Genomic DNA, 21,596 nt, shown 5'->3' on the forward strand with positions numbered 1-21,596 from the left:
GGGCTCGGCGGCTTCTCCAGGAGCGCCCGCCGCGAAAGAAGGCGCCGGCTCAGGAGGGGACGGTGACGCCCAGCAGGACCAGGTCGAGCACGGCCGAGAACTCCGTCTCGATCCCGGAGCGGTGCCAGCCGGCCGCGTGCTTCGGGTCGTGGAAGGGTGCCGTGGCGTCGAAGACCGCGCGGGCGCTGATCGACGGATCCGGGTGCGGATAGCGGAACTCGCCGCGGGCCACGCCCTGTTCGAGGATCTCCTCGATCTGGCCGACCAGCTCCCCGATGTGCTCCTCGACCACCTGGCTGTGCTCGCCGAGCAGCCCCTCGTACGTCGCGAAGAGCTGCGGATCCTCGCCCGCCTTGCGGCGCTTGGCCGCGAAGAGCGCGGAGAGCCAGCGCCGCAGCTTGTCCGGCGCGCTCTCCCCGCCCTCCTGGACGATCAGCACGAGGGCGCCCGAGGCGTTCTTCAGCCAGCGCCGGGTCACCGCCTCGCGCAGCTCCGCCTTGGTGCGGAAGTGGCGGTAGACGGTGCCGTGACTCACGCCGAGGGCACGGGCGACGTCCATCACGGTGGCCCTGGACGCGCCGTGCGTGCGCAGCACTTCCTCGGTCTCCTGCAGAATGCGCTCGGCGGTCAGCGCTGCGGGCTTCGTCATGGACGAACCGTACCCGGCGCCTCTGTCAGCGCTCACTGTCGAGGTGGGCCATCTGCGGCTCGGGGTAGCGGTCGCCCGCCGCGGCGCCGGGCGGCACCGCCTTCTCGATCGCCGCGAGGTCCGCCTCGTCGAGCCGTACGTCCAGGGCGCCGAGCGCCTCCGCGAGACGGGTCCGGGTGCGGGCGCCGATCAGCGGCACGATGTCCTGCCCGCGCGAGAGCACCCAGGCGATCGCCGTCTGCGCGACGCTCACGCCCTTGCCCTCGGCCACCGTGCGCAGCGCCTCCACCAGCTCCAGGTTGTGCTGGAGGTTCTCGCCCTGGAACCGCGGGCTGTGCGCCCGGAAGTCGGTCGCCGACAGCTCCCGGTCGCGGCTGAAGTGGCCGGAGATCAGCCCGCGGGAGAGCACACCGTAGGCGGTGACGCCGATGCCGAGCTCCCGGGTGGTGGGCAGGATCCGCTCCTCCGGCCCGCGTGAGATCAGCGAGTACTCGATCTGCAGATCGGAGATGGGCGCGGTGGCCGCGGCCCGCCGGATCGTCTCGGCCCCCACCTCGGAGAGGCCGATGTGCCGTACGTGTCCCGCCTCGACCAGCTCCGCGACGGCGCCGACGGTCTCCTCGATCGGGACGTCCGGGTCGAGCCGGGCCAGCCGGTAGACGTCGATGTGGTCGACGCCGAGCCGCTGGAGCGAGTAGGCCGCGAAGTTCTTCACCGCGGCCGGGCGCCCGTCGTAGCCGGTCCAGCCGCCGTCCGGGTCGCGGAGGGCGCCGAACTTGACGCTGGTCAGGGCGCGTTCGCGCAGGGCCGGGGGAGCGGTGCGCAGGGCCTCGCCGACCAGCAGCTCGTTGTGGCCCATGGCGTAGAAGTCGCCGGTGTCCAGGAGGGTGACCCCGGCGTCCAGCGCGGCGTGCACGGTGGCGAGGGACTCGCCCCGGTCGGCGTCGTCGTACAGGGCGGACATGCCCATGCAGCCGAGGCCGAGGGGGAAGACCTGGGGGCCGGCGGAGCCGAGGGGGCGGAGGGGGGTGGGGGAGGTCATGGGGAGGGGCCTTTCCGGTCAAGGGGTGGTGGGAGGGGTGGGGAGGGGTCGGGACGGTGTCAACCTTGGCATAACAGATGACAGATTTCAATATCTGTCATCTGTTATCTGTCAGCTGTCACTCGTCATCGACCTCGCCTGGGGAGATCCCTACCGCGTCCTCGTGTCCCGTCCACGCGCTCTTGGGCCCCCTCCTCGCGTCCTAAGGCCGTGTCCTTACGTCCTCAGGCCGCGTCCACGCGCCCTCAGGTCTCCGTGTCCTCGCGTCCTCGCCCAGGTCCCTGTGTCCCCGCGCCCCCTCCCGGCCCCAACTCCCCACTCCCGTCCCGCTGCCCCCGGATCCGCCCGAGTCCCCAACTCCCGCATGGGCGTCACCCCTTACCTCTCACCACCTCACCCGGTCACCTCACCCCCTCACCCCACCTCCCGAGGCAGCCGCAAGCTCAGCCCCACGGTCAGGGCGATCCCCGCCAGCTGGGCGCCCAGGGTCACGAGCAGGGCGTCGCGCATGCCCATGCCGGGGATCAGGGAGAGGAAGAGCGAGCCCAGGGTGGCGACGCCGAGGGAGAGGGCGGACTGCTGGGTCGTGATCATCACGCCGCTGCCGACACCGGCCCGCGCCGCGGGTACCTCGGCGAGGATGACCCGGAAGAGTACGGGCAGTTGGAGCGCCTGGCCCATGCCCGCCACCGCCGCGCCGGGCAGCAGGGTCAGCAGGTCCAGGTCGGGCCACTGGCTGAGGGCGGCCAGCGCGAGGAGGCCGACGCCCAGGGCCTGTATGAGCCCGCCCGCGGTCACCACCCGGGTGCCGTACCGGGTGACCAGGCGCGGTCCGGCGAGCGAGGTGAAGAAGAAGACGACCGCCATGGGGGCGAGGGCCAGGCCCGCCTGGACCGGGCCCAGCTCCGCGCCCTCCTGGAGGGCGACCGCGATGACGAACATGAAGCCGCTGAAGCCGATGGAGAAGGGCACCAGCATCACCAGTCCGCGCCGCAGGGCCACCAGCCGGAAGAGGCTGGGCGGGACCAGCGGCGTGCGGCCGAGCCGGTCCGCGCGCCGCTCGACCCGGTAGAAGGCCCAGGCGGTGAGCGGGAAGGCGGCCAGCGCGAGCCAGGTCCACAGCGGCCAGCCCGCGGCGCGGCCCTCGGTCAGCGGTGCGAGCAGGGCGAGCAGGGCCGCGCCGAGCAGCAGGGTGCCGGGTATGTCCACCGGTTCGGGGTGTGCGGAGCGCGTCTCGGGGACGGTCCGGGCGGCGAGGAGGAGGCCGAACAGGGCGACCGGCACATTGACCAGGAAGACGGCCCGCCAGCCGGTTCCGGCGAGGTCGGCGGCGACGAGGACGCCGCCGAGTATCTGCCCGGCGACCATGGAGAGCCCGGCGGTAGCCCCGTACATGCTCATGGCGCGGGCGCGCTTGTGGCCGGTGGTCGAGGACTGGATGGTGGCGAGGACCTGCGGCAGCATCAGGGCCGAGGCCGCGCCCTGGGCGACGCGGGCGGCGACCAGGCTCCAGGCGTCGGGGGCGAGCCCGCACGCCAGTGAGGTGAGGCCGAAGGCCCCCATGCCGAACAGGAAGAGCCTGCGGCGGCCGAAGAGGTCGCCGAGCCGGCCGCCGAGCACGAGCAGGACCGCGTAGGCGAGTCCGTATCCGGCGACGACCAGTTCGAGGAGGGCCTCGCCGGCGGACAGGTCGTGCTCGATGGTGGGCAGGGCGACGTTGACGATGAAGAAGTCGATCAGCGGAAGGGCCGCGCCGAGCAGCAGGGTGATCAGCCCGGCCTCGCTCAGCCCGGGAGCGGGCGGGGCGGTGCGGAGGGGTGCCTGGAGTGTTCCGGTTTTGCTCACGCTCCTCAGCGTGGGGCCTCGCACAGCCGGGTACCAGAGACTCCTTATCCTGGTATCGGCAGTACCTGGCAACAGTTTCGGGGATCCGGCAGGCTGGTCCCATGACGACCACGGCACGGCGGTCGGCCCCCGCCGGGACTGCTTCCCCCGGCGACCCGGCCCGCTCCACCCCCGCACTCGCACCCGCCCCGGCGCCCGCCCTGGGCGACGCCTCCGCACCGGCCCCGGCGGCGGAGACCGACCCCGCCCCGCGCCCCGAGGCCGAGATCCGCAGGCACGAGCTGGCGGCCTTCCTGCGCAGCCGCCGCGAGCGCATCAGTCCGGAGCAGGTCGGCCTTCCCCGGGGCCGCCGCCGTCGTACGCCAGGACTGCGCCGCGAGGAGGTCGCGCAGCTCTCCGCGGTCGGCGTCACCTGGTACACCTGGCTGGAACAGGCCCGCGACATCCAGGTCTCGGCGCAGGTGCTCGACGCGCTGGCCCGCACCCTGCTGCTCGACGCGACCGAGCGGGGCCATCTGTTCGCCCTCGCCGCGGTCGTCGACCCGGCGCCGGGCACGCCCTGCCCCTCGGTGACCCCGGCCCTGCGCCTGCTCCTCGAACAGCTGGAGCCGGTCCCCGCCTGCATACAGAACAGCCGGTACGACATCCTCGCCTACAACCGCACCTACGGGCGCCTGCTCTGCGACCTGGACCGCATACCCCCCGAGGACCGCAACTGCATGGTGCTCTGCTTCACCAACGAGGAGTGGCGCTCCTCCCTGGTGCTCGCGGAGGAGACGAGCCGGGTGATGGCCGCGAAGTTCCGGGTGTCGATGGCGGGGCATCTCGCCGAGCCCGCCTGGAAGGTGCTGCTCCACCGGCTGGAGACCTCCTCGCCGGAGTTCCGCGCGGCCTGGGCGCGGCACGAGGTGGTGGGCCAGCACAGCAAGACCAAGCAGTTCCGCAACGCCCTGGTCGGGCTGGTCTCCCTGGTCCACACCGATCTGTGGCTGGGCCCCTCGGGCGGCCCGCGCATGGTGACCTATCCGCCCGCCGACGAGGAGTCGCGTACGAAACTGGAGCGGCTTCACGCCCTGGCGGTGGCCGGGTCCTGAGCGGTCTCCGGCGCGGAGAGCCGCCGGGCGGTGCGCGCGGCCGTGGCGCGTGCCCAGCGGCCGCTGGTGAGCAGCCCGAAGAGCAGCACCGCGACCCCGCAGCCGGTGAGGATCCACCAGGCGGGGGTGGCCGCCGAGGCGTAACTGTCGCGGTAGGCCTGCCCGTTGCCCGCCGCCACCCCGGAGGCGAGGACGGCGCCGATGACGGCGACCCCGAGGGTCTGGCCGATCTGGCGGCTGGTGGAGGCGACCGCGGCCGCGACCCCGGCCTGGGCGCGCGGCATCCCGGAGACCGCGGTGTGCGTGATGGGCGCGTTGACGAAGCCGAAGCCGATGCCGAAGAGGACGTACCCGGCGACGAGCCCGGCGTCGGAGCGCTGCGCCCCGAAGGCCGCGAAGAGGATCCCGCTGACCGTCATGGCGAGGCCCGCGATCACCAGCGGGAGGCGGGGCCCGCGGCTGCCGACCAGCCGTCCGGAGAGCGGTCCGCAGACCAGGGTGACGGCGGCCATCGGGAGCGTCCACAGCCCGGCGTGCAGCGCGCTGAGCCCGCGTACGTGCTGGAGGTAGAGGGTGCTCAGGAAGAGGAAGCCGGCCAGGGCGGAGAAGGCGCAGACCGCGATGACGGTGGCACCGCTGAAGGGCGCGCTGCGGAAGAAGCGCAGGTCGATGAGGGGTTCGCGGCGGCGGGGTTCGACGTACAGGAGACCGGCGAGCGCGCCGAGGGCCAGGGCGGCGAGGCCCAGGGTGACCGGTGAGGTCCAGCCCTCGGTGGGCGCCTCGATGATCGCGTAGGTCAGGGAGCCGAGCAGCGCGATCACCAGGAGCTGGCCGAGCGGGTCCGGCCGCCGGGGCCTGGGGGCGCGGGACTCGGGGACGTAGCGCGTGGTGAGCAGCAGGGCGAGGAGGCCGACGGGGAGGTTCAGCCAGAAGATCGCGCGCCAGCCGACCGAGTCGACGAGCAGTCCGCCGACGAGCGGGCCCGCGGCCATCGAGATCCCGATCACGCCGCCCCAGACACCGATGGCCCGGGCGCGTTCCCGGGGTTCGGTGAAGGTGTTGGTGATGATCGACATGGCGACCGGGTTGAGCATCGAGCCGCCGACGGCCTGGATCATGCGGAAGGCGACGAGGGCGGAGAGGCTCGGGGCGAGCGAGCACAGCACCGAGCCGAGGGTGAACAGCAGGAGCCCGCAGCGGAAGACCCGCCGCCGCCCGATCCGGTCGGCCGTGGAGCCCGCGAGCATCAGCAGCGAGGCGAGGACCAGGGTGTACGCGTCGATGGTCCACTGCAGTCCGGCGACATCGGCGTCCAGGTCGTCCTGGATGGCGGGCAGGGCGACATTGAGCACCGTGTTGTCGAGGCTGACGATCAGCAGGCTCAGGCAGCAGATCCCGAGGACGAGCATCCGGCGCCGGTGGGACAGTTCGTGCATCCGTCAATAGTACGGCTAACTAATGACTTTGGTTCCTGGGCCCGGATACGTGAAAATGGGGGAATGCCCACGCCGCCCTCCGCCCCCGGGACCCTCGCGATCGGTCCGCATCTCGTCACGCCCCCGGTCGTGCTCGCCCCCATGGCGGGCATCACCAACGCCCCCTTCCGCACCCTGTGCCGCTCCTTCGCCGAGGGCGAGGGCTGGGGCGCCGCCACGCCCGCCGAGCCCGGCGCGGGGCACCGGGGGCTCTTCGTCAGCGAGATGATCACGACCCGGGCGCTGGTCGAGCGCAACGAGAAGACCATGCAGCTGATCCACTTCGACGCGAGCGAGAAGCCGCGCTCGATCCAGCTGTACGGGGTGGACCCGGTGACGGTCGGCAAGGCGGTCCGCATGATCGCCGAGGAGGACCTCGCCGACCACATCGACCTCAACTTCGGCTGCCCGGTGCCCAAGGTGACCCGCAAGGGCGGCGGCTCCGCCCTGCCCTACAAGCGCCCGCTGCTGCGCTCCATCCTGCGCGAGGCGGTGACCGGGGCCGGGGAGCTGCCGGTCACGATGAAGATGCGCAAGGGCATCGACGACGACCACCTGACCTTCCTGGACGCGGGCCGGATCGCCGTCGAGGAGGGCGTGACCGCCATCGCCCTGCACGGCCGTACCGCCGCCCAGCACTACGGGGGCACCGCCGACTGGGAGGCGATCGCCCGCCTCAAGGAGCACGTCCCGGAGATCCCCGTCCTCGGCAACGGCGACATCTGGTGCGCCGAGGACGCCGTGCGGATGATGCGCGAGACCGGCTGCGACGGCGTGGTGGTGGGCCGCGGCTGCCTCGGCAGGCCCTGGCTGTTCGGGGATCTGGTGGCCGCCTTCGAGGGCGGCGGCGCGCCCGCGGCCCCGAGCCTGCGGCAGGTGCGCGAGGTGATGCTCCGTCATGCCGCGCTGCTCGGCGAGTGGATCGGCGAGGAGGCGCGCGGGGTCGTCGACTTCCGCAAGCATGTGGCCTGGTACCTCAAGGGCTTCGCGGTCGGCTCCGAGATGCGCCGCCGACTCGCCGTCACCTCCTCGCTCGCCGAACTGGCCGCGGGCCTGGACGAGTTGGACCTCGACCAGCCCTGGCCCGCCGGTGCCGACGGCCCGCGCGGCCGCACCTCCGGCAACAACCGGGTGGTCCTCCCGGACGGCTGGCTGAAGGACCCCTACGACTGCGCGGGTCTCGGCGAGGACGCGGAGCTGGACACCTCGGGGGGCTGAACTCCCCGAGGTGGAAGGGTGGTTCGGGCCCATGCCCGGAAGGGGCGGGCCCGGTGGCCGCTGCCGCTCAGGTCGCGCTGGAGAGCCAGTAGAGGGTGTAGAGGACCCCGGCCAGCGGTCCCGGGAAGGCCACCGCGCCGAGGGCGGCCAGCTTGACCTGGCGGGGCAGGCCCTTGGCGGTGAGGAAGGCGTTCATCACGGCGACCACCGCGATCACGGCGGCCAGGCCACCAGCCGGGAAGAGGAAGTACGGCAGCGGGTTGCCGCCCGCGATCGCCGCCCAGAAGCTGATGTTGAGCGCGCAGAAGACCAGCCAGCCGAGCGAGAGCACGGTGACGCTCCAGAAGACGGCGGCCAGCGCCGAGGCGGTCCCCGTCTTCCGGGCGGCGGGCCGCACCGGGCCGGGCGCCCACCAGGTCCCCGGCCCCTGCGGCGGAAGCGTCCCCGGCCCCTGCGGAGGCAGCGTCCGCCCGTGCGGAGGCAGTGTCCGCGGGCCCGGCAGCGTTCTGGTGCCCGGCGGGAGCGTCGGTCCGGCACCGGACTGCGGGCGGCTGTAAGGGTGTTGCGGCGGTCCGAACATCTCAGGCGCCCTCTCTGACTCCGGCTCTGGCTCCGGCCCCGGCGGGGGCGTGGTGCCAGTCTGTTCGGCGGCGGACCGCCGGGAATCGGCGCAGGTACTCAGACGGACCGCAGGTACCTACTCAGGTGGCGGGGCACGCGGCGAGCGCGCTACTCCGGGCCGCGGGCCGGAGTCGCCGCCCCTACCGCGTGGTGAAGGCGCCCCCGTTGACGTGGAGGGTCTGGCCGGTGAGGTGGCGGGCGCCGGGTGAGGCGAGGAAGGCGACCGTCGCCGTGATGTCCTCGACCGTGCCCGCCCGCTTGTCGTGGGTCTCCGCGACCAGGGCGCGGTGGCGTTCCTCGCTCAACTGCCCCTGGAAGAAGTTCGTCCCGGCGATGTACCCGGCGGAGATGACATTGCAGGTGATGCCCCGGGGGGCGAGTTCCGCGGAGAGGGAGGCGTTCCAGGCGCCCAGTGCGGCCTTGGCCGCGCCGTAGGAGCCCCCGCGGCGTTCGGCGCCGATCGAGCCGATGCTGACGACGGAGCCGCCGGGGCGCAGCCGGTCCTGGACGGCGGCCGTGGTGAGCACGGCGGTGAGCAGGTTCTGCGCCAGGGCGGCCTCCCACTGGGCGAGCAGGGCCGCCAAGGCGGGCTCGTCACCGGTGGCCGCAGGGGGCAGACCGCCCGCGGCGTTGACCAGGACGTCCAGCGCGGGCAGTTGGTCGGCGAGCGCCTGGACCCGCCCGGGGTCGGAGGCGTCGCAGACGAGGCCCCGCACCCCCAGCTCCGCGGCGGTCGCCTCGACGGTGGCGGGGGTGCGTCCGGTGAGGAGGACCTCGGCGCCTTCGGCGGCGAAGGCCGCCGCGACGGCCCGGCCGATGCCGCTGGTGCCTCCGGTGATGAGAACGGTGCGGGTCAAGGCTCCTCCTGCCGCCCTCGGGTGCTCCGTGAGCGGACCCGATGCTCTACGTTTAGATCTAAACGTACACGCCATCGAGGACGACGGGAACGCAACCGTGGCCGAGACGAACCCCGCTCCCCGGGATCCCGCTCCCTCCGCCGCCGGAATCGCCGCGGCCTGGCAGCGGGAGCGGCCGGGCACCCCCACCGAGTCCATCGAGATCGTCACGCCCCTGTGGTGGCTGGGCAAGCTCTTCGCCGACGACCGCGGCCGGGTGCTGCGGGAGGCGGGGATCGACGCGGCCACCCTCGACCTGCTGTCGGTGGTCCGCCGCTCCGGGCCGCCCTACGCCCTCAGCACCCGCGAGATCGCCGCCCGCACCCTCGTGACCGCCGGTGCCGTCTCCCAGCGGGTCGCGAGGGCGGAGCGGGAGGGCCTGGTCCGGCGCACACCCGGAACCACCGGCCGCCGTACGGTCCTGGTGGAGCTGACGGACGCGGGCCACGCGCTGATCGAGCGGTCCGTCGACGCGGTGCTCGGCCGGGAGGCCTCCCTCGTCCAGGGCCTCACGGAGCAGGAACGCGCCGCGCTGACCGGCCTGTTGGGCAAACTCCTCGAGGATGTACGGCAGCGGGTGGCCCGGCGGCCGGAGTGACCCGTCCTGACTGCCCCCTCCTGACTGACCCGTCCTGACTGAACCGCTCCGGGCCGACCGCTCCTGACTGCCCCCGTGGGCCGATCCCCGCGGGCCGACCCCGCCACCCCGGAGGGCGCGCGGCCCCGCCGTCCGGCCTCTCCGGCAGTCCGGGCCTTCGTCGGCAGCCTCGGCCTCCGGCAGTCCTGGCCCTGCCTCCGGCTCGGCGGCGGTCAGGCACCCCCGATCGCGGTGAGCAGGGCCAGCGGAGCGGCGGCCGAGCGCGACTCGCGCAGGCAGGCGTGCGGGCAGGGCACCGGGGCCGGATGGCTCCCCCGGGGGTATCCGGCGAGCACCGCGGGCAGCCGGAACCCGTCCGTGGCGGCGGCCTCTACCAGGGCGGTGGCGACGGTGCGGGCCTCGTCGTGCAGCCCGTAGCGGGCCAGGCCGAGCGCGATCAGGGCGTTGTCGTGCGGCCAGACGGATCCGCGGTGGCGGGAGAGCGGGTGGTAGGCGCGCTGGCCCGCGGCGAGGGTGCGCACGCCCCAGCCGGAGAAGAAGTCCTCCGCCAGCAGCCGCCGCCCGACGGTCTCCCCGTACTCCTTGTCCAGGAGCCCGGACCACAGCAGATGGCCGGCGTCCGAGGCGAGGGCGTCGTACTGGCGTCCCTCGCCGTCCAGGGCGAGCGCGGGGAAGCCGCTGCGCTCCATCCAGAAGTCCCGCTGGAAGCGGTCGCGCAGATCGGCCGCGGCACGGGTGAGCTGGGCGGCGTAGGGCTCGTCCGCCCAGACGCTGCGGGCGAGTCGGGCGGTACGGCGGAGCGCGTCGTAGGCGTAGCCCTGCGCCGCGGCGGCGGTGACCGGGCCGCTCGGGCGTTCCCCTTCGGCGGAGCAGATGGCGCCGGGGGAGTCCTTCCAGTTCTGGTTGGCGAGGCCGCCCTCGTCGGCGCGGTAGACGAGGTAGCCGCGGGAGGTGAGCCCGCCGTGGTCGAGCATCCAGGTGAGGGCGGCGCGGGCATGCGGTTCGAGACGGCGGGCGAGGGCGAGGTCGCCGGTCTGCTCGGTGTAGGCGCCGAGCAGGACGAGGAAGAGCGGGGTGGCGTCGACGCTGCCGTAGTAGCGGCCGTAGGGCACCTGGCCGAAGTGGGCCAGCTCGCCGTGGCGCACCTCGTGCACGATCTTGCCGGGCTGGGCGACGGCGCCGCCGCGGTCGGCGGTGGCCTGCACGGCGGCGAGCGCGGGCAGCGTGGCCGCGGCGAGCCCCGGCCGGTACGGCAGGGCGAAGAGCGAGGTCAGCAGGGCGTCCCGGCCGAGCAGGGCGAGGAACCAGGGCACCCCGGCCGCGGGCACCCGCAGCGCCTCCCCGTCCGGCCCCTCGGCGGGCACCTGGAGCGAGGCCAGATCGGCGAGACCACGGGTACAGGCGGCGGCCAGCTCCGGCCAGTCGGGCAGCGGCAGTCCGGCGGCGAACTCGGCCTCGGTGGTGTCGGTTTGGCCATCGCTGTCGGTGAACTCGGCCTGGGCAGAGGCGGCGTGGTGTGCCGCACTTGCGAACTCTGCTTGTACGGAGGCGGGTTGATCCTCTGCTGTCTGGCGCTCGACATTGGGGCGGTCGGCCTGGCGTACGGGCCCGTCGAACTCAACCTCGGCGGTGGCGGTCTGACGTGCGGGTCCGTCGAACTCGGTTCCGGCGGTGGCGGTTTGACGTGCGGGCCCGTCAACCCCGGCCTCGGCGGTGACCGGCTGGCGTACGGACCCGTCGAACTCGACTTCGACCCTGGCCGTTCGGCGTACCGCTTCCTCGACTCCCGCTCCGGCGGCGGCAGTTGCCCGTACCGGCTCCTCGGCCGTGCCGGACCCCGGGGCCCGCTCGCCGCCGTGCGGCAGGGCGGTGACGCGGAGTCGGAGCTCGCACTCCGCGTGCGGTTCCAGGGCGAGGGACCAGACCAGGCGGCGGGCGCCGGTACCGGTGTGGATCACGGCGTCGGGGGCGGGGGTGGCGCTGACCTCGGTCGCGGACTCCCAGTCGCCGCGCCGGTAGTCGAAGCGCACCCCGTCGGGCCGGGCCTCGCGGCTGCGGACGGCGCCGGGCTTGGCGTAGGTGCGCAGGTCGGCGCGTAACTCGAACTGGTCGCTGAAGTCGGCGTCGGCGGTGAGTTCCAGGCGCAGGCGCTGCGGCACCGGGCGGTTGGAGACCAGGCGCAGGATTTCGGTGAACCCGCCCTCGACGAGGGCCTGTTCACGGAAGAGGGTGTGTGCGGGCGGCTCCTGGCGGCCGCCGCGCGGGACCAGCACGCAGCGCGCGGGGCGCTCGCCGTCGAGCGGGCTCAGTACCTCGGGCACCGCCCCGTCCAGGGTCAGCTGCCAGCGGCTCAGATGCCGCGCGTCGCGGACGAACAGCCCTTCGGGCGGGCCGCCGTGGCCCCCGCCCATGTCACCGCTCTCGTCCAGCGCGGCGTAGGTCTCGCCGCGTACCAGGAGTTGCTGCCGTTCGGCTCTGCTCATCGCTCCGTTTCCTCCCTGTGGCCCCTGTCGCGGGGGTCGTCCCAGGCGCCCCCGCCGCCTCTGCCCGAGGCGTCGTGCAGCAGGTCCAGTGCCAGCGCGGCCGTCCAGCCGAATCCGCGGGCACCGAGTCCCTCGCCGGTCCGCGCGTCCACGTACTCGGCGAAGCCGGTCGCGGGCGCGAGTGTGCGCACCGACTGCCCGAGGGCGTCGGCGAGTTGACGCAGCGCGCCGTGTCCGGGGCGGCGGGCGGCCTGCAGCCGCAGTCCGCGCTCCAGGAGCCAGGCGGTGTTGAACCAGGCCGGTCCGCGCCAGTAGCGCCGCGGCTCGAAGGCGTGGCCGACGAGGTCGTAGCTGGGGACCAGGCGGGCGGCAGCGCCGAGGGCGAAGTGCTCGCCGCGCAGGGTCGCCACCAGGGTGTCGACCGCGTGGGCGGGGAGCCGGGGCAGGATCAGCGGGACCAGGCCCGCGACCGAGCGCTCGGGCACCAGCGCGCCGGTGGAGAGGTCGCGGCAGAGGAACATCCCGGCCCGCGGCGACCACAGCCGGGCGAGCAGGGCGCGGGTCAGCGCGGCGGCGCGCCGCTCGCTGCGCAGGGCGGCCCGCGGGTCCCCCAACTCCCTCGCGATCCTGGCCAGTGCGTGCTCGGAGGCGATCAACAGGGCGTTGAACGCCGGGTCTTCGACCGCGAAGGCCGCGAAGTCCCGTGCGCCGTCGGTGTAGTGGCCGTCCCGGTAGTCGGCGGCGAGGCGTACATAGCGCCCGTAGTCGAGGTCGGTCGGGCGGTCCGGCACCGCGCCGTGGTCCAGGTCGGCGCGGCGGAAGGTGCGCGGCGCGGCGGGTTCCACCCGGCTGAGCGGGCCGTCCCAGCAGGGGCTGTTGTCCATGCCCTGCTCCCAGGGGTGCAGGACGCTCGCCAGTCCGTGGCCGCCCGCGTCCCTGCGGGTCAGCAGATAGTCGTGCCAGGCGGCGAGCCGGGGCCGCAGCCGGTGCAGGAAGCCGCGGGCACGGGAGAGCCCGGGGTCGGCGCAGTGCACCAGCCAGGCCGCCAGCGCGTGCACCGGGGGCTGCACGATCCCCGAGGTCTCCACGGCGGCCGGGGCGCCCGCGGCCCGCCCCGCGGTGGAGGACCGCCAGAAGTCCGGGCTCGGGAAGTAGGCGTCGAGGGGGACCGCCGGGTTGAAGACGATGTGCGGTACGCGGCCGTCGCCCCACTGGGCCGCGAGCAGCGTCTCCAGCTCGGCCTGGGCCCGCCCCGGCGCCAGGTGCCGCAGCCCCACCGCGATGAACGCCGAGTCCCAGGACCACTGGTGGGGGTAGAGGCCGCGGGAGGGCACCGTCGAGCTGCCGGTGCGGTTGCGCCGGAGCACCTGCGCGGCGGCCAGGTGCAGGGACTCCGCCGCCGGGTCGCCTTCGCGGGTCAAGTCCGTTGCGGGGCGGGGGTGTTCGCGGTGCGGTCCGCCGGGCGGGGCAGGATGGCCCCCGGGAAGTGCCGTGGGCCGGGCGGCCAGTTGGGTCGAGCGGTCCACTCATCCTCCCCGAGGACGGGCCACCGAGGAGTTCGGCGACAACTACCGTAGAGTTACGTCTATTTAACACGCAGAACTCCCTGTGTAATGCGCACTTGACCGAAGCAAGAGGCAGACGAGGAGTGGGGATGGCCAGAATCCAGAGCGGTGCGACCAGCTCGGGCGACCTGCTCCACCTCGTCCGCAGTGGCCGCGCCACCACCCGCGGGGCGCTCCAGGAGGCGACCGGACTGTCCCGGGCCACCGTCGGCCAGCGGCTCGACCGGCTGTTCCGCGCCGGATGGCTGCGGGAGGGCCCGGCAGGGCCGGTGGACTCGCCGCTCGGCGGACGCCCTTCCGTCCGGCTGGAGTTCGACGACGCGCACGCGGTCGTCCTCGCCGCCGACCTGGACACCCGGCACGCCCGGGCCGCCCTGCTCTCGCTCGGCGGCGAACTGCTCGCCCGGCACGAGGCGGAGCTGGACATCGCCGCGGGCCCCGAGGCCGTACTCGGTGAACTCGGGCGCTGGTTCGGGCGGTTGCTGAAGAGCGCCGACCGCGCCCCGGAGGCGGTCTGCGGCATCGGCCTCGCGGTGCCCGGGCCGGTGGACGTGGCGAGCGGCACCGTCGTCCAGCCGCCGATCATGCCCGGCTGGGACGGGGCGCCGATACCCGCGCTCCTCGGCGAGGCTTTCGCCGCCCACGCGGGCGGCGCCCCGGACACCCCGGTCCTCGTCGACAACGACGCCAACCTCATGGCGTACGGGGAGCAGCGCGCCGCCTTCCCCGACTGCGCGGCCTTCGCCCTGGTCAAGGTCTCCACCGGCATCGGCGCGGGCGTGGTGGTCGGCGGCGAGCTGTACCGGGGCATCGACGGCGGCGCGGGCGACATCGGCCACATCCGGATCGCCGCGGACGCCGAGGGCGCCGGGGAGCCCTGCACCTGCGGGGCGTACGGCTGTCTGGCGGCCGTGGCCAGCGGCCGGGCCCTGGCCCACCGGATGACCCGGGCCGGGATCCCCGCGGCGGGCGGCGCCGAGGTGCGCGCCCTGCTGCTCGCGGGGGACCCGGAGGCCGCCCGTCTCGCCCGGGAGGCGGGCCGGCGGCTCGGCGAGGTGCTGGCCACCGTGGTCACCCTGCTGAACCCGGGCGTCCTGATGCTCGCGGGCGACCTGGCGGGCACCCCCTTCCTGACCGGCGTCCGCGAACTCCTCTACGAGCGCGCCCTGCCCCGCTCCACCGCCCACCTGGAGATCGTCACTCCGCGGCTCGGCGAGCGTGCGGGCCTGGTGGGGGCGGCGGCCCTGGTGGTGGAGGACCTCTACGCACCGGCGCGGGTGGAGGAGCGGCTGGCGGCGCGGGGTCTGTGAGCCCCCCGGCGGGTGTCCGGCGGTCCGCGTCCGCCCGCCGGGGGCGGCCTGTCCGCAAAGGGAACGCCCCGGTCCGGATGGTGAAATCCGACGTCCCACGAGAGGCGTGATTCTCGCCACCTTGATAAGGGGTGTGCTCAGATGAGCGCATTCATGACGGGTGCAACTCTCAAAGGGGGTGGCACGGAGTGCCACCGCTCGATCATTTAAGAAGTGAACCCACTTGGCGTGAACCGCGCTCAGATGAGTGCCTGGGGGCGGTATACGCGCGTGGACTCCTTCGACTTCTGGAATGTGATCTTCCTGGCCGATGGTGGCCGGACCGCTCTTCGATCCACTGGCGGACGCTCGGTTACAGCGGTATGACGGCTGAGTGGACGTACCCAGAGGCCTTCGATCTGGGTATGTTCCTCGCCGTCAGGGCAGCCACCGAGTCCTCGAGGAGTCGAGACCCGTGTCGGAAAACAAAGAGCAGAAGTTCGTTTACGACTTCACCGAGGGAAACCGCGACCTCAAGGACCTGCTCGGCGGAAAAGGTGCGAACCTCGCCGAAATGACCAACCTCGGTCTCCCGGTGCCACCCGGGTTCACCATCACCACCGAGGCCTGCAAGGTCTACCTGGACAGCGGCACCGAACCGGGCGCGCTGCGCGACGAGGTGAGTGCGCACCTCGACGCCCTCGAGAAGAAGATGGGCAAGAAGCTCGGCCAGGCCGACGACCCGCTGCTCGTCTCGGTCCGTTCCGGCGCCAAGTTCTCCATGCCCGGGATGATGGACACCGTCCTCAACATCGGCCTCTCCGACGCCTCGGTGGCCGGCCTCGCCCAGCAGGCCGGGGACGAGCGCTTCGCCTGGGACTCCTACCGGCGCCTCATCCAGATGTTCGGCAAGACCGTGCTCGACGTCGACGGCGAGCTGTTCGAGGACGCGATCGACGCGGCCAAGGCGGCCAAGAAGGTCAAGACCGACATCGAGCTGGACGCCGCCGACCTCAAGAAGCTGGTCAAGGCCTTCAAGAAGATCGTCAAGGCCGAGGCGGGGCGCGAGTTCCCCGAGGATCCGCGCGAGCAGATGGACCTCGCCATCAAGGCGGTCTTCGACTCCTGGAACACCGAGCGGGCCATCCTCTACCGCCGCCAGGAGCGCATCCCCGGCGACCTCGGCACCGCCGTCAACGTCTGTTCCATGGTCTTCGGCAACCTCGGCCCCGACTCCGGCACCGGCGTCGCCTTCACCCGCGACCCCGCCTCGGGCCACCAGGGCGTCTACGGCGACTACCTGCAGAACGCCCAGGGCGAGGACGTCGTCGCCGGTATCCGCAACACGGTGCCGCTCGCCGATCTGGAGAAGATCGACAAGAAGTCGTACGACGAGCTGATGCAGATCATGGAGACGCTCGAAACGCACTACAAGGACCTGTGCGACATCGAGTTCACCATCGAGCGCGGCACCCTGTGGATGCTGCAGACCCGGGTCGGCAAGCGTACCGCGGGCGCCGCCTTCCGGATCGCCACCCAGCTGGTCGACCAGGGCCTGATCGACGAGGCCGAGGCACTCCAGCGGGTGAACGGCGCCCAGCTGGCGCAGCTGATGTTCCCGCGCTTCGACGACAAGGCCGCCACCGAGCTGCTCGGCCGCGGCATCGCCGCCTCGCCGGGCGCGGCCGTCGGCAAGGCCGTCTTCGACTCCTACACGGCCGTCAAGTGGTCCCGCTCCGGCGAGAAGGTCATCCTCATCCGCCGCGAGACCAACCCCGACGACCTCAACGGCATGATCGCCGCCGAGGGCATCCTCACCTCGCGCGGCGGCAAGACCTCGCACGCCGCCGTCGTCGCCCGCGGCATGGGCAAGACCTGTGTCTGCGGCGCCGAGGAGATCGAGGTCGACACCAAGCGGCGCCGCCTCACCGTCGGCGACGTGGTCGTCGAGGAGGGCGACACCGTCTCCATCGACGGCTCCAGCGGCAAGGTCTACCTCGGCGAGGTCCCGGTCGTGCCCTCCCCGGTCGTCGAGTACTTCGAGGGCCGGATGCACGCGGGCGCCGACGACGCGGACGAACTGGTCGGCGCCGTGCACCGGGTGATGGCCTACGCCGACCGCGTACGCCGCCTGCGGGTACGGGCCAACGCGGACAACGCCGAGGACGCCGCCCGCGCCCGCCGCTTCGGCGCCCAGGGCATCGGCCTGTGCCGCACCGAGCACATGTTCCTCGGCGAGCGCCGCGAGCTGGTCGAGTCGCTGATCCTCGCCGACACCGACGAGGAGCGCGAGGCCGCCCTCGCCGAGCTGCTCCCGCTGCAGAAGAAGGACTTCGTCGAACTCTTCGAGGCGATGGACGGGCTGCCGGTCACCGTGCGGCTGCTCGACCCGCCACTGCACGAGTTCCTGCCCGACATCACCGAACTCTCGGTACGCGTCGCCCTCGCCGAGTCCCGCAAGGACGCCAACGAGAACGACCTGCGCCTGCTCCAAGCCGTGCACCGGCTGCACGAGCAGAACCCGATGCTGGGCCTGCGCGGCGTCCGGCTCGGTCTGGTCATCCCGGGCCTGTTCACCATGCAGGTACGGGCCATCGCCGAGGCCGCCGCCGAGCGCAGGGCCGCCAAGGCCGACCCGCGCGCCGAGATCATGATCCCGCTGGTGGGCACCGTCCAGGAGCTGGAGCTGGTCCGCGACGAGGCCGAGCAGGTCATCGCCGAGGTCCAGGCCGCCACCGGCAGCGACCTCGGTCTCGCCCTCGGCACCATGATCGAGCTGCCGCGGGCCGCGCTGACCGCTGGGCAGATCGCCGAGGCCGCCGAGTTCTTCTCCTTCGGCACCAACGACCTGACCCAGACCGTCTGGGGCTTCTCCCGCGACGACGTGGAGGCCAGCTTCTTCACCGCGTACCTGGAGAAGGGCATCTTCGGGGTCTCGCCCTTCGAGACCATCGACAAGGACGGCGTGGGCAAGCTGGTGCGCGACGCCGTCACGGCGGGCCGCGAGACCCGCCCCGACCTCAAGCTCGGCGTCTGCGGCGAGCACGGCGGCGACCCGGAGTCGGTGCACTTCTTCCACGAGGTGGGCCTCGACTACGTCTCCTGCTCGCCCTTCCGCATCCCGGTCGCCCGGCTGGAAGCGGGCCGCGCCGCGGCCGCGTCCAAGGGCAGCGACAGCCGCTGATACCCCCGGGGCCGCCGCCGGGTCACCCCGACCCTCACCGACGCGGCGGCGGCCCCGGTGCACCTGAGAGGCGGCGCCCTGTGCGGGGGCGCCGCCTCTCTCCGTCTTTCTCCGTACGGCCCTTCTCCGTACGGCGGTGTCCTCTCCGTACGTCCCGGCCGCCTACGCCTCCCAGCTCACGAGCCCGGCGGCGAGCAGCTGCCGCAGGCTCCCGTCCACCTGTGCACGGACCTCGGGCGACGCGGCGTCGAGTCCGCAGGCCCGGGCGTAGGCCGGGTACAGGGCCTCGGGGCCGCTCTGCTCGCACAGGGAGTAGACCGTCCAGGCGCGGGCGCCCAGCCAGTGCATCCGGCCCGACTGCCCTGCCGATACGAGGAGTTGGCCGAGCCCGGGCAGGGCGCAGGCGTCCACCGGGGCGGTTCGCCGGAGGGTGGCGCCCGCGGGCGGCGCCTCCGCCGCGGCCGCCGCCGGGGTCTCGGTGTCCCGGGCGTCCGGGTCCGTCCGCTCCGGGGGCCGCGGGGCGTCCGCGTCCACCAGCCGCAGGGCGGCGAGCAGCCAGCGGGCGAAGCGGCGGCCGTTCTCGGTGAGCGCCTCGGGCGGCAGCGCGAGCACCTGCTCGGCGAGGTGGCGGGCCCGCTCCTCACTGGTCCGGTGGGTACCGGCGAGGGCGGCGGGGGTGCCGGGGCTGGGCTCGTCCAGCTCCTCGGGCGGCGGGGGAGTCCCGAACCGCTCCCGGATCTCCGGCCCCGCCGCCGTCCCGGCCGCCCGGAAGGCCAGCAGATGCACGTAGAAGTGCAGGGCGACGAAGACGCGGATGACGGTCCAGGAGCCGATGCGCCAGGGGATCGGGACGCGTTCGGTGGCGTTGCGGACGACGGCGCCGGTGCGCAGCGCGTCGAAGAGCTTCAGATGGGAGCCCTCGTGCAGCAGGCTCTCGGCGGCGAGCCAGGGGGAGGCGCAGCGTTCGGGCGCGAGGAGCACCGCCGAGGGCAGCGGGTCGCCGCCGGACATCGACTGGAGGGGGCCCTCCTCGCTCTCCCGGTGGGTGAAGCCGACCATGGTGACGTGCCGGAGCACCCCCGCGCCGGTGGCCGGCAGCAGGGCGGCGAGGAGTTCCGCGCCCTCCCGCAGGGTCGACCTGACCTCCGCCGAGGGCAGCAGCGGATCGGCGGCGTGGCCCGCGCCGAGCGCGTCCCGGTACAACTCCATGAGCCGACCGCCGAGTTGCTCCTCGGCGGCGTCCCGCGGAGTGAGCGCGGTCAGCACCCAGGCGTCCCCGAGCCCGGGCCAGGCGCGCAGATGCGGCACGGTCAGGCTCTCGCAGGGGCCGGGAGCCGCCGTCTCGCCAGGCTCGGCCGCCGTCCCGACGGCCTTGCCCGAAAGGGCAGTCGAGGCCACCAGTTCCTGAGTCGCCGTCAACTCCCGTGCGTGCAGGGCGAAGGAGCTGCCGTCGAGCCGGCCGCGTTCCAGTCGGACGAGGTCCACCTCGAAGCAGTTGCGCAGGACCGGGTCGTAGAGGAGCGGGCGCAGGTGCTCCGCCTGGGCCGCCGCGATCGCCCGCAGCAGCGGCGCCGCCTCCTCGTCCTGCCGGGCCAGCAGGGTCAGGCCGAGCCGGAACCGGGCGAGGTTGCGCTCGCCGATGGCGGCGGAGTCGCCGTACTGCCGGTCGGCGCAGAGCAGGGCGTCGGCCTGGGCCACCACGTCGCCCACCGGGGCGGCGACGGAAGGGGAAGCGGACAACGGGGGACCGTCCTTCGGGTCGAACAGCGGGCCTGGAGCACGAACAGCGGGATCAGGAGGAGGAGTTGGGCCAGGGCCCGGCCCCGGAGAGGGGGACGCGGGCGCGTGGTGCGCGTCGGTGCCGGACGGGCACCGGGCCCCTGGGGACCCGGTGCCCCGCCGACGGCGCCCGGATCAGGCGCCCCGGCGTCAGGCGCTCAGCGAGGCCTGGTAGGAGGGCAGCCAGGCGCGCTCCTCCGGTGCGTCGGTGGCGACGGCCGCGGTCTCCTCGTCGAGGTAGGCGGCCGGAGCCAGTTCGGGGGTCTCGATGTGGTCGATGAGCATGTTCAGTCCTTCGTTCGTCGGTGGACAAACCATGCCGGGCAGGGCAGTTGACGCCCTGTCACGGTGGCCCGAGCCCCGGGACCGGATGTCCCGGCAGCAGGGGCCGTTGCCCAGAATGTTGTCCCGCACCCCGGCGAACACACCTTCGTACTTACGCTCCGGGCGTAACCGGGGGCCGCGCGGGCCGCCGATCCGCACGCTCCTGTCCGTGAACCCGCCCCCGCCGACGCCCCGAGAGGCCCGCACCACCTACCGGGAGGTGCTCGCCGACCGGCGCTTCCGACTGCTCTTCTGGACCCGGACCCTGGCGGTCGCGGCCGAGGCGCTGCGGATCATGACCCTGTCGGTGCTGGTCTTCGACGCGACCGGATCGCCCCTGCTCGGCGCCCTGACCTTCGGCGCGGGCTTCCTGCCGCAGCTCGCCGGGTCCTTCTTCCTCGGCTCGCTCGCCGACCGGACGCGCCCCCGGCTGCTGCTGACCGCGGGCCATCTGCTGGGGTGCGGCTCGGCGGCCTACCTCGGTCTGGCGCGCCCGCCGGTCGCCGCGCTCCTCGTCCTGCTGTCCTGCGTGGCCGTGCTGACCCCGGTCTTCAGCGGCGTCTCCGCCCGGCTCGTCGCCGAGACTCTCACCGGCGACGCCTATGTCCTCGGCCGCTCGCTGTCCAATATCGCCTCCTCCGCGGCCCAGCTCGCCGGACTCGCCCTCGGCGGCGCCGCCGTCGCGCTCCTCGGCGCGCGCACCAGCCTGCTGCTCAGCGCGGGCGCCTTCCTGCTGGCCGGGCTCGCCGTGCGCCTCGGGCTGCCCGATCTGCCCGCCGCCGCACCGGCGGAGCGCGTGAAGGGGCGCGGCTCCCGCGCGGTGCTGCGGCACAGCTGGGCCGGGAGCAGGGCGCTCCTCGCCGACGCGGCGGTGCGGCCGCTGCTGCTCGCGCAGTGGCTGCCGCCGCTGTTCGCGACCGGCGCCGAGAGCCTGATCGTGCCCTTCGCCGGGGAGCAGCGACTCCCGCAGGGGACGGCCGGACCGCTGCTCGCCTGCCTGCCGGTCGGCATGCTCCTCGGCGATCTGGCCGTCGGCCGCCTGCTGCGACCCGCCACCCGTGAACGCCTGGTCGCCGCGCTGGTCGTGGTCCTCGGCCTGCCGCTCGCCGGTTTCGCCTGGCATCCGCCGTGGCCGGTCTGCGCCCTGCTCCTCGTGCTCAGCGGCACCGGCTTCGCCTACGCCCTCGGCATCCAGCGCCGCTTCCTCGACGCCGTCCCCGAGGCCCGCCGCGGCCAGGCCTTCGGACTGCTCTCCGCCGGGCTGATGTCCGTACAGGGCATCGGCCCCGCGCTGTGCGGCGTCCTCGCCGAGTTCACCGGCGCCGGTACGGCCATGGCGCTCGCCGGGCTCGCGACCGTCTGCGTCGCGGCCGATCTGGCCCGCCGGGGCACCCCGGCCGAGAAGCTCTAGGGGGTGTCCGGCGGATCATGTGACCTTCTGACCGGTCGCTCGTTGGTTTGGGCATGGGTCGGGGGGATCTGACGAACCGTGAGTGGTCGTTGCTGGAGCCGCATCTGCCACCTCTGGGTGGCC

Annotated in this window: 16 protein-coding genes; 6 read left to right on the plus strand and 10 right to left on the minus strand. The window is 73.7% G+C overall.

The features are described 5' to 3' along the window. Positions 1-49: 49 nt before the first annotated feature. The 3 genes from HFV08_RS30620 to HFV08_RS30630 form a co-directional block, all read right to left on the minus strand. On the minus strand, positions 50-649 hold the full coding sequence (locus HFV08_RS30620; protein ID WP_168543823.1) for a TetR/AcrR family transcriptional regulator: 600 nt from the start codon (positions 647-649) through the stop codon (positions 50-52). Positions 650-674: 25 nt separating this feature from the next. Continuing rightward, positions 675-1,691 (minus strand): aldo/keto reductase, encoded by a 1,017-nt coding sequence (locus HFV08_RS30625; protein ID WP_168543824.1) that lies wholly within the window; start codon positions 1,689-1,691, stop codon positions 675-677. Positions 1,692-2,105: 414 nt separating this feature from the next. After that, the gene (locus HFV08_RS30630) at positions 2,106-3,536 is read right to left on the minus strand and encodes an MFS transporter (protein ID WP_168543825.1); all 1,431 of its coding nucleotides are present in this window, start codon (positions 3,534-3,536) and stop codon (positions 2,106-2,108) included. Positions 3,537-3,637: 101 nt separating this feature from the next. Between HFV08_RS30630 and HFV08_RS30635 the strand changes: the two genes are divergently transcribed. Further along, a complete protein-coding gene (locus HFV08_RS30635; protein WP_168543826.1) occupies positions 3,638-4,630 on the plus strand; it encodes a helix-turn-helix transcriptional regulator in 993 nt (330 codons plus the stop codon). Here the strand turns inward: HFV08_RS30635 and HFV08_RS30640 are convergent. Continuing rightward, complete coding sequence (locus tag HFV08_RS30640) at positions 4,603-6,066, minus strand: MFS transporter (protein ID WP_168543827.1); 1,464 nt, start codon at positions 6,064-6,066, stop codon at positions 4,603-4,605. The two genes, HFV08_RS30635 and HFV08_RS30640, sit on opposite strands and share 28 nt — an antisense overlap. 63 nt (positions 6,067-6,129) lie before the next feature. Between HFV08_RS30640 and dusB the strand changes: the two genes are divergently transcribed. Continuing rightward, the gene (gene dusB / locus HFV08_RS30645) at positions 6,130-7,323 is read left to right on the plus strand and encodes a tRNA dihydrouridine synthase DusB (protein ID WP_186095468.1); all 1,194 of its coding nucleotides are present in this window, start codon (positions 6,130-6,132) and stop codon (positions 7,321-7,323) included. Between the two features lie 67 nt (positions 7,324-7,390). Here the strand turns inward: dusB and HFV08_RS30650 are convergent, their stop codons facing one another. Both HFV08_RS30650 and HFV08_RS30655 read right to left on the minus strand, forming a co-directional pair. Next, on the minus strand, positions 7,391-7,720 hold the full coding sequence (locus HFV08_RS30650; RefSeq protein ID WP_168543828.1) for a hypothetical protein: 330 nt from the start codon (positions 7,718-7,720) through the stop codon (positions 7,391-7,393). A 364-nt stretch (positions 7,721-8,084) separates the two neighbouring features. Beyond that, positions 8,085-8,801, minus strand: a complete 717-nt coding sequence (locus HFV08_RS30655) for an SDR family NAD(P)-dependent oxidoreductase (RefSeq protein WP_168543829.1) — start codon at positions 8,799-8,801, stop codon at positions 8,085-8,087. Between the two features lie 97 nt (positions 8,802-8,898). Between HFV08_RS30655 and HFV08_RS30660 the strand changes: the two genes are divergently transcribed. Beyond that, the gene (locus HFV08_RS30660) at positions 8,899-9,438 is read left to right on the plus strand and encodes a MarR family winged helix-turn-helix transcriptional regulator (RefSeq protein WP_312885895.1); all 540 of its coding nucleotides are present in this window, start codon (positions 8,899-8,901) and stop codon (positions 9,436-9,438) included. A gap of 212 nt (positions 9,439-9,650) precedes the next feature. On the opposite strand, the gene HFV08_RS30665 is transcribed toward HFV08_RS30660, so the two are convergent. Both HFV08_RS30665 and HFV08_RS30670 read right to left on the minus strand, forming a co-directional pair. Next, complete coding sequence (locus HFV08_RS30665) at positions 9,651-11,921, minus strand: amylo-alpha-1,6-glucosidase (RefSeq protein WP_168543831.1); 2,271 nt, start codon at positions 11,919-11,921, stop codon at positions 9,651-9,653. Then, the gene (locus HFV08_RS30670; RefSeq protein ID WP_376770766.1) at positions 11,918-13,447 is read right to left on the minus strand and encodes an MGH1-like glycoside hydrolase domain-containing protein; all 1,530 of its coding nucleotides are present in this window, start codon (positions 13,445-13,447) and stop codon (positions 11,918-11,920) included. Before HFV08_RS30670 ends, HFV08_RS30665 begins: the two co-directional genes overlap by 4 nt. A gap of 128 nt (positions 13,448-13,575) precedes the next feature. Here HFV08_RS30670 and HFV08_RS30675 point away from each other — a divergent pair, with 128 nt between their 5' ends. Further along, positions 13,576-14,796, plus strand: coding sequence for an ROK family transcriptional regulator (locus tag HFV08_RS30675; protein WP_168543832.1), 1,221 nt, complete (start codon positions 13,576-13,578; stop codon positions 14,794-14,796). 454 nt (positions 14,797-15,250) lie between these two features. Next, positions 15,251-17,959 carry a pyruvate, phosphate dikinase gene (ppdK, locus tag HFV08_RS30680; RefSeq protein ID WP_168543833.1) on the plus strand — a complete coding sequence of 903 codons (2,709 nt, stop codon included), beginning with the start codon at positions 15,251-15,253 and terminating at the stop codon, positions 17,957-17,959. A 162-nt stretch (positions 17,960-18,121) separates the two neighbouring features. Here ppdK and HFV08_RS30685 read toward each other — a convergent pair whose 3' ends face one another. After that, positions 18,122-19,699, minus strand: a complete 1,578-nt coding sequence (locus HFV08_RS30685; protein ID WP_168543834.1) for an aKG-HExxH-type peptide beta-hydroxylase — start codon at positions 19,697-19,699, stop codon at positions 18,122-18,124. Between the two features lie 189 nt (positions 19,700-19,888). After that, positions 19,889-20,023, minus strand: coding sequence for a hypothetical protein (locus tag HFV08_RS32225; RefSeq protein WP_281373606.1), 135 nt, complete (start codon positions 20,021-20,023; stop codon positions 19,889-19,891). A 208-nt stretch (positions 20,024-20,231) separates the two neighbouring features. Between HFV08_RS32225 and HFV08_RS30690 the strand changes: the two genes are divergently transcribed. Continuing rightward, entirely contained in the window at positions 20,232-21,473 is a 1,242-nt protein-coding gene (locus tag HFV08_RS30690) for an MFS transporter (protein WP_312885896.1), read from the plus strand. Positions 21,474-21,596: the final 123 nt, after the last annotated feature.

This window comes from Streptomyces physcomitrii, from assembly GCF_012273655.1.
Classification (GTDB): Bacteria; Actinomycetota; Actinomycetes; order Streptomycetales; family Streptomycetaceae; genus Streptomyces; species Streptomyces physcomitrii.